This window comes from Prosthecodimorpha staleyi, from assembly GCF_018729455.1.
Classification (GTDB): Bacteria; Pseudomonadota; Alphaproteobacteria; order Rhizobiales; family Ancalomicrobiaceae; genus Prosthecodimorpha; species Prosthecodimorpha staleyi.
This window is the reverse complement of record NZ_JAHHZF010000023.1, coordinates 21,020-28,171: the sequence shown is the minus strand read 5'-3', so window position 1 is coordinate 28,171 and position 7,152 is coordinate 21,020. Positions and strand designations below refer to the sequence as shown.

Here is a 7,152-nt window from a genome sequence, read left to right as displayed (position 1 = left end):
CGCGCCGACCTGCTACAAGGTCTGGGCCTACGACTCCTGGGGCAACCCCTACAAGACCAAGGTCTGCAACTGAGCGGTCCGCGCTCAGTCTCTGACGGCACAGCTTACCTCCTGCCCTTCCTGCTCTTCCCTTCCGCCCCCAAGACCCCACTTCAGGCCCGGCCGACCGCCGGGCCTTTTCTTTGTCGCGACGACGCTTCTCAAGGGGAACCGATCGCCCTATCTCAGAAGGGAGAGAGCCTGTGAGATCGTCATGCCGTCTGTCTTCCGCCATGCCCTCCTGATGCTGCCGCTGCTGGCGGGCCTGTCGGCCGGCGTCGCTGAGGCGCAGAGCGGCGTGCCGAATTTCGGCGCCCCGGCGAGCGGGCCGTCGCCGCTGAAGACCGGCCAGTTCCGCTACGATGCCCTGACCGCCCCGCGCTATCACGGCAGCGAAGTGCCGCCGCCGCGCGGGCTGGTGCCGCCCTCGACGCCGTCGGCACCGGGCGCGCTGCGCAACTGCCGGACGATCTGGCTCGACGACGCGGCCGGCAACCGCTATCGCAGCCAGGTCTGCCACTGAAGGCCGGTTGCGTCCCGGCACCGGAGGAACCCCGCCCGTGCCCGATCATGCCCAACGCCTCGCTGGCCGCGTCGCCCTGATCACCGGCGGCTCGCGTGGCATCGGCCGCGCCGTCGCCGAACGGTTCGTGCGCGAGGGCGCCGAGGTCGGCATCGGCCATCGCCAGGATGCCGAAAGCGCCGACGAGGCGCTGGCCTCCCTCAAGGCGATCCGCCCGAACAGCCCGATCGCGATCGACGGCGACATCACCTCCGAGACCGTCGCCGACGCGATGATCCTCGCCATGGTCGCCCGCTTCGGCCGGCTCGACATCCTGGTCAACAATGCCGGCTTCCAGACCGAGACCCCCGGTGCGGACTTCGATGCCGACCGGTTCCGGGCGGTGATCGACGTGGACCTCATGGGCGCCGCCTGGCTGTCGCGCGCGGCGATCCGGCATTTCCTGTCGCGACCCGGCGGCGGCACGATCATCAACACGACCAGCGTGCACCAGATCATCCCGAAGCCGGGATATGCCGCCTATGCGGCCGCCAAGGCCGGGCTCGGCCATCTGACCCGGACGCTGGCGCTCGAATTCGCCGATCGGGGCATCCGCGTCAACGCCGTCGGTCCCGGCGCGGTGCTGACCGACATGAATGACGCCTGGAAGGACGATCCGGCCGCGCGCGCCGCCGTCGAGGCCCATATCCCGATGGGCTTCGCCGCCGCCCCGGACGACATCGCCCCGGTCTTCGCCTTCCTGGCCTCCGACGAGGCCCGCTACATCACCGGCCAGACCCTCTATGCCTGCGGCGGCCTGACGCTTTACGGCGAGTTCCGGCAGAACTGGTCGAGCTGACCGCCCTCAGCGCAGCAGCGGCCAGAGGGTGGCGACCAGCGCGACCGCGGCGGCGATGTTGAAGGCGCGCAGCCGGACCGGATTGGTCAACAGACGCTTCAGCGCCGTCCCGAACAGCGCCCAGACCGAGACGCTCGGCAGGTTGACGAGCGCGAACAGCCCGGCAACGGCAAGTGCGGCGGCGATCGGACGGGCGGCATCGGCATAGAGCGACATGGTCGCCAGCGCGACGATCCAGGCCTTCGGATTGACCCACTGGAACGCCGCCGCTTCCAGGAACCGCAGCGGCCGACCGTCGGCGGCGCCGGCCTCGCCGAGGGCGCGCGCACCGGCGATGCGCCAGGCCAGATGCAGAAGCCAGACGGCGCCGAGTCCCTTCAGGATGGGCACCAGCGACGGCAGCGCCGACAGCGCCGCGCCAAGGCCGAGCCCGATCGCCAGCAGGAGTGCGGTGAAGCCGGTCATGATCCCGAAGACCTGCGGCAGCGTCCGGACGAAGCCGAAATTGACCACCGACGCGAGCAGCATCAGGTTGCTCGGCCCCGGACTGATCGAGGTCACGAAGGCGTAGAGGGCGAGCGCCAGGGCGGTTTCCAGGGTCATGAGCGGGTCCTTCGTCGCGCCCGCTTCACGCGGGGCCTGGAGGCCGTTATCGCCCGCCCGTTTCTCCGTCGCCGGTCCGGAATCCGGACCCGCCGGCGCCCTCTGCCGCCATCGTCAGTCGAGCTTCGCGTCGCGATCGGCGAGGAGGCCGCGCAGGATCGACCGGTGGCACCGGTCCTCCTCGGCGCAATAGCAACCGATCGAGAGATCCGTCCGGTGCGACAGCGCCGCGAGGAGATCGAGCGCATGGCTGGGCGCCGCCTCGGCCATCTCGCGCCGGAAGGCCTTCTCGAACGCCGCCCAGGCGTCCGACGTTTCGGCCTGCTGCGCGGACGCGACCAACGGCGCACTCGGCGACAGCTCCGGATACCAGACGTCGTACCAGTCGTCGGCGGCGAAGCGCTCCTTTCGCACCCCGCGCGGCGGCCGGCGCACCGTGCCGATGCGCAAGCCCTCGTCGGGCAGACGCGGCGTGCCGAGGCGGACGATTCGAAGGGTCATGGCGCGGGCTCTCCCGAACGGTCCGTGGCGGCGGCCGGACCGACGGCCGCGAAGGCATAGCGATCGAACCAGCCCGGCAAGGCGCGCACCAGCGCGCGGTCGCCCTCCAGCACGAGCCCCCGGCGCCGGGCCTCGGCGAGGCCGACATCGTCGCGCCACCAGGCGACCAGGGCGTCGAGCCGGCCCCGGATCGCGACCGGCTCGGGAAAGCCGGGATTGATCAGGCAGGCCGACGATTCTCCGGCTTTCAGCAGGAGGAAGCGCCGCGGCAGGCCGGCGAGTTCGACCCGGACGACCAGCGGCGCCGGCGGCAGGGCCGCAACGCGGACCCGGCGCGCCATATCGACCAGCACCGGATCGAGATCGAGATCCTCCGCGGCGGCGTGGCGCGGCAGGTGACGCTGCCCCCAGACGGCCAGGGCGGCCACGATCGGCATCGCCTCCCGACCGGCTTCCGTGGCGCGATAGTCCGGCCCGTCGCCGAGATCGCGGCGTTCGATCGCCCCGATCGCGACCAGTTCGGCCAGGCGCTCGGCCAGCATGGTCTTGGAGATGCGTGGAATGCCGCGCCGGATCTCGGCGAAACGGCTGGCGCCGCACAAGATTTCGCGCAGGACCAGCAGCGTCCAGCGCCCGCCCAGCACCTCATGCGCCCGTGCGACGGCGCAGAATTGGCCATATCCCGTCATGCGGGCAATCTAGCACGATCCCCGCCCGTCGCCGGTCCGGATTCCGGACCGGCCCGGGAGGGCAAACGCGCCCTCCCCGTCTGGCCTCACCGCACGATCAGCGCCACCGGGCCGCCGCCGTCCGGACCCTGGTGCTCGGCGCCGCCGGAGACGAAGATCTCGGCATGGCCGACGAGGCTGGCGAGCGCGCCGGCCGCGAAGCCGCGGGCGTGGCGGGTCGAGGAGATGTCGCTGTCGTCGAGCATGGTGTGACGGAAGCCGCGCATCCGGCCGGTCGAGGGGGCCTCGGCCTTGGCCAGCAGGGCGACCAGCCGGTCCCGGTCGGCGGCCGGAAGCTGGCCCGGGCTGGCGAGCCCGAGGCGGGCGAGCGCCGCGCGGACCGGTTCGATGTCGATGCCGTCTGCCATGACCGCGTGGTCGATCCGGAGCGGGCCGGACCAGCGCGGGCTCATGCCCATCACGACGATCTCGTGGCCGAGCAGTTCGACGCCGGCCGAGGTCGAAGCGCGGGTGGAATAGAGCGAGCGGTCGGTGCCGATCGCCGCATCGGTGACGGCCGCGTCCGGCACCTCGCCGAGCGCCAGCGCGACGCCGAGCGCGGAGGCGCCGCGCGACAGGCCCATCGACTTCAGCGTGTCGGTCGTGGCGGTCGTCACCCCGCGGGCGCGCGCCTCCGCGACCCGCTCCATGGTCAGGAGCGGGCATTTGATCTGCACGAAATGAATGTCGGCAGGATCGGAAATGCCGAGATCGGCCGTCACCTTGGCGACCGCTTCGGCGACCACCTCGGCCTGCGCGCGGCGGCCAAGTTCCTCCGGCCGGATGTCGCGGGTGACGGCCTGGCCGACGGCGAGCGCCGGGCCGGCCCGTTCTTGGTCTTCGGGACGGACCTCGATGACGAGCGCATGCGGGGCGAGCGCCCCCTCGGTGCCGCCGCTCATCACCAGGGCGATCCGGTCGACCGCCGCGGGCGGCAGGTGGCGGGCGAGTTCCAGACGCAGCGACTGGACCGCGAAACCGCGGGTGAAATCGTTGACGCAGCCATTGCCCTCGGTCTTGCCGAGGATGGCGACGATCGCGTCGGGGCGGATGCGGCCGTCGCGGATCGCCGCGGCGAGGCCGGCGGTGTCGTCCGGGCCGGTCATGGACAGGCGATGGACCAGGGTCTGCGGCACGGTCGCCTCCGGTTCAGCAGCAGCCGAGCGTGTCGCGGTAGAAGCGCGCCAGGCGCGGCTCCAACTCCGGCCAGGCGGCCAGGAAGGCGGCCCGGTCGGCCATGCCGGCCCGGTACCGGGAGCGGATCTCGGCATCGACCGCGGCCATGTCGGTGCCGACGAGGCGGCCGTCTTCCACGATGGTACGACCGGCGACGACCAGCGCGGCGATCGCCGCCTTGGTCGCCCGGGTGAAGACCAGTTGCACGGGATCGATCGGCAGGATCCGGTCCGGATCGAGCCGGTCGAGATCGAGCAGCAGGAGGTCGGCAGGTTCGCCCGGCGCGAGCGTGCCGGCGCCGTCGAGGCCGAGGGACCGGCGGCCGTTGCCGGCGGCGAAGCCCAGCGCGTCCTGCGGGGTGATGGTTTCGTCGTAGCCCCATCCGGCCTGGAGGTGCTTGAACAGGCGCAGGTCGCGCAGCGCGTCATCATCCTCGTCGAAGGCCGAATTGTCGAGCCCAAGCGCCACGGCGACGCCGGCCTCGCGCATGGCGGCGACGGGGGCGATGCCGGACTTCAGCACTAGGTTGGAGGATGTGTTGACCGAGATGGTGACGCCGGCCGCGGCCAAGTCGGCGAGTTCCTCCGGCCGGGCCCAGACGCAATGGGCGAGCGTCAGCCGCGGCGACAGGAGACCGAGCCGGCCAAGATGCCGAACGATGCCATCCGGGAAGGTCCGGTCGGCCCAGGCGCGCTGATATTTCGTCTCCAGGAGATGCATGTGCACGCGCCGCCCGGTGCGGGCGGACGATTCTGCGATGGCACCGAGCAGCGCGTCGGAACACCATTGCACGCCGTTCGGACCGAACTGCACCGAGAAGCCCGGCCGTTCGACCGCAGCTGCGATCGCCTCGACCATCGCCACATGGGCGGCGGGATCGACCGCCGGCGCCTTGAACAGGGCCTCGATGGTCGCCCGGGCGGAACCCGGCATGTCGGACAGGACCGGCTCGCCGTCGCCATAGACGAGCGGATTGCGGTCGCGCACCGAAACCGCATAGGCGGCCTGGATGCCGATCGTGCCGGCCGCCTGTTCCAGCGCGCGCACCTCGTCGGCGAGCGGCACAAGGCCGGAGGTTCGCGTCTGGTGGATCATCACCGCGCCGACGCCGCCCAGCGCGGCATGGCCGAAAAAGCCGAGCCCGCCGAGCCGGGCCTCGATCGGCGGCATGGCGGCCAGCCGGGGCAGCCAGGATTCGAGCGGCTTGCCGGAGGCCGCGAAGGCGGTCGTCGAGATCGGCCGACCGTGATTGTGCGCATCCGCCAAGGCCGGCAGCGCCAGGAGCCGCCGTCCCGGCGGGGCCGCCGCGAGCGGCGTCATCGCTCCGATCCGCCCGGCTTCCAGCACGATCGCCACCGGGCCGGATGGACGGTAGTCGGGGCCGATCAGGGCATTCTCGACGACGAGGGTTCGTTCGGTCACGGTGGCTCCATGGGGCGGCCGATCAGGCTTCGGATAGGCGCCAGGGCGAAATCTGACATTGGCGGTCGCCCGATGCCAGCTCGATTCGACGGCACTGGCAGGCGGTTAGGCAGGCCGGCGGGACAACCGGCGGCAGCCTCGGCCGATCCGGTCACGAGGCGCCGAGCACCCGCCGCAACAGGGCATCCGCCTCCGCCTCGAAGACGGCGCGGTGGGCCGCCCGATCGTCGAGATCGGCGGGGTCGATGGCGTCGAGCGTCGCCGCGATGAAGCGATCGAGGGCCGGCCGGCGGGCGCCGGTGCCGAGTTCCGACAGGCTCGTCTTCAGGGCCAGCAGGTCATCGAGATCGGCGCGCGCGTCGGCCGGCAGGTCGACACCCGCAATCAGATCGGCAAGCCGGATCGGCGGCAGCGCGTCGGTGCGCGCCACGAAGGCGAGCGCCGCGACGGCGCGCACCACATAGAAATAGCGCTTCAGCTTGACGATGTCGGTCCGGGCCAGATCGCGTTCCCAATGGGTGCGCGCGATCGAGCGGTAGTGGTGTGCGAGCGCCCGGCGCGAGGCATGGGCCGCGGCCAGGTCCGCGACCGCCGGTCGGAAGACGCCGTCGTCCGCATAGGTGATCGGGCTCTGCAGCCATTCGATCAGGGCCGGATTGGAGGCGAGCAGCAATTGCAGCGCCTTGCGCACATCCCAACCGGCGAGATCGATGCCGCGCGCGTCGACCGGCCGTTCGATCACGTCGCGACGCGCGCGCACGGTCAGGTATTCGGCGAGCGGCGCGGCATAGACGAAGCGGATGTCCCAGTCCGAATCGGGCGAGGCGAAGCCCCAGGCGCGGCTGCCCGATTCCACGGCGAAGAGGACGCGCACGCCCGCCTCCGCGGCGACTTCGGCCAGGCGCGCGGCGATCTCGTCGGTTCCAAGCGGCGGATAGTTCACGGTTGCCTCTCCCCGGCACAGATCGTCTCGGCATGGGCATTCGGCGCCAAGAGGCGGAACTGTTCGACCGCATCGAGCGCCGCCGACCGCGCATAGGGCCCCATCACGGCGCAGACATGGCCGGAAGGCCAGGCGGCACCGAGCGGAGAGCCGGGCTCGGCGATGCGGCCGATGCCGGTCTGGTCGACCCAGTATTCGATGCCGGCCCGATCCGCGCTGCAATGCAGGACCGCATACCAGTCGCAGGCCGGCGCCGCCGCAAGGCCATTCGCGCCGACCAGCGGGGCGACGGCAAGCGCGATCGCAGGAAGCGTCAGGCGGGGTCTCGGCATGGTCGGTCCGGTCATGCGGAAGCAGTGGCGACAGCGTAACCGGTCGT

At 71.7% G+C, this 7,152-nt stretch carries 9 protein-coding genes; 2 read left to right on the top strand and 7 right to left on the bottom strand.

Annotated features, from left to right (window positions below; genetic code table 11):
* Window positions 1-253 precede the first annotated feature (253 nt).
* Entirely contained in the window at window positions 254-562 is a 309-nt protein-coding gene (locus KL771_RS27460; RefSeq protein ID WP_261971703.1) for a hypothetical protein, read from the top strand.
* Window positions 563-599: 37 nt separating this feature from the next.
* A complete protein-coding gene (locus KL771_RS27455; protein ID WP_261971702.1) occupies window positions 600-1,400 on the top strand; it encodes a glucose 1-dehydrogenase in 801 nt (266 codons plus the stop codon).
* Between the two features lie 6 nt (window positions 1,401-1,406).
* On the opposite strand, the gene KL771_RS27450 is transcribed toward KL771_RS27455, so the two are convergent.
* The 7 genes from KL771_RS27450 to KL771_RS27420 form a co-directional block, all read right to left on the bottom strand.
* Window positions 1,407-2,003 carry a LysE family translocator gene (locus KL771_RS27450; RefSeq protein ID WP_261971701.1) on the bottom strand — a complete coding sequence of 199 codons (597 nt, stop codon included), beginning with the start codon at window positions 2,001-2,003 and terminating at the stop codon, window positions 1,407-1,409.
* Window positions 2,004-2,117: 114 nt separating this feature from the next.
* Entirely contained in the window at window positions 2,118-2,504 is a 387-nt protein-coding gene (locus tag KL771_RS27445; protein ID WP_261971700.1) for a DUF488 domain-containing protein, read from the bottom strand.
* The gene (locus KL771_RS27440; RefSeq protein WP_261971699.1) at window positions 2,501-3,193 is read right to left on the bottom strand and encodes a winged helix-turn-helix transcriptional regulator; all 693 of its coding nucleotides are present in this window, start codon (window positions 3,191-3,193) and stop codon (window positions 2,501-2,503) included. The genes KL771_RS27445 and KL771_RS27440 overlap by 4 nt, the downstream gene beginning before the upstream one ends.
* Before the next feature lie 86 nt (window positions 3,194-3,279).
* Window positions 3,280-4,368, bottom strand: a complete 1,089-nt coding sequence (atzD, locus tag KL771_RS27435; RefSeq protein ID WP_261971698.1) for a cyanuric acid amidohydrolase — start codon at window positions 4,366-4,368, stop codon at window positions 3,280-3,282.
* Window positions 4,369-4,381: 13 nt separating this feature from the next.
* The gene (locus KL771_RS27430; RefSeq protein WP_261971697.1) at window positions 4,382-5,830 is read right to left on the bottom strand and encodes an amidohydrolase family protein; all 1,449 of its coding nucleotides are present in this window, start codon (window positions 5,828-5,830) and stop codon (window positions 4,382-4,384) included.
* A gap of 151 nt (window positions 5,831-5,981) precedes the next feature.
* Window positions 5,982-6,773, bottom strand: a complete 792-nt coding sequence (locus KL771_RS27425; RefSeq protein ID WP_261971696.1) for a nucleotidyltransferase domain-containing protein — start codon at window positions 6,771-6,773, stop codon at window positions 5,982-5,984.
* Window positions 6,770-7,105 carry a hypothetical protein gene (locus tag KL771_RS27420; RefSeq protein WP_261971695.1) on the bottom strand — a complete coding sequence of 112 codons (336 nt, stop codon included), beginning with the start codon at window positions 7,103-7,105 and terminating at the stop codon, window positions 6,770-6,772. Before KL771_RS27420 ends, KL771_RS27425 begins: the two co-directional genes overlap by 4 nt.
* Window positions 7,106-7,152 lie beyond the last annotated feature (47 nt).